Source organism: Nostoc sp. MG11 (genome assembly GCF_014904695.1).
In the GTDB taxonomy this organism is placed as follows: Bacteria; Cyanobacteriota; Cyanobacteriia; order Cyanobacteriales; family Nostocaceae; genus Komarekiella.
This window is the reverse complement of the sequence record NZ_JACXXN010000231.1, coordinates 1-548: the sequence shown is the minus strand read 5'-3', so window position 1 is coordinate 548 and position 548 is coordinate 1. Positions and strand designations below refer to the sequence as shown.

At 37.4% G+C, this 548-nt stretch carries 1 protein-coding gene; it reads right to left on the bottom strand.

Annotated features, from left to right (window positions below; translation table 11 throughout):
* Nucleotides 1-548 (bottom strand): condensation domain-containing protein (locus tag HCR01_RS38245; RefSeq protein ID WP_226890108.1); only part of this gene is annotated, 548 nt, incomplete at both ends.

Below are 548 nucleotides of genomic sequence, written 5' to 3'. Positions count from 1 at the left end.
CCAATGTAAGTACTAATGCACTGAGCAAGATATCATTGATTTGTGTGTTGTAAGCTTCGTTGACTGACAACAGCAAACTGCGAGTTTCTTGTTGATTCAAGTTCACCCGATAATTGATTGCACTACCAACTGTATTTTCTGATTGAGTTTGAGGATAATCTGATGGTAGCGGCTTTGTCTTTGACCAAGGTTGTTTAAGCCAATAATCTAACTGTTGTTTGATGATTTGTGATTGTGCATAGTTGTTTAACTTTTCTGCCCAATCAATATATGCTGTGGTTTTCGGACTTAATTTTATCGGTTGTTGAGCGATTAGTTGTTGATAGATTGTTTCTAGGTCTGATAATAAAATTCTCCAAGAAACGCCATCTACCGCTAGGTGATGGATAATAATTAGTAAACGTGCATCTTCATCTACACCCAAGTTAAACATTACCACTTGCATGATTGGGCCATCTGATAGGTTGAGACTGGCTTGATATTCTGTGGCGATTTGTTCTAATGTTTGTGGTTGTTTTAGTCTGGGAGTTGATGATAAATCTACTACC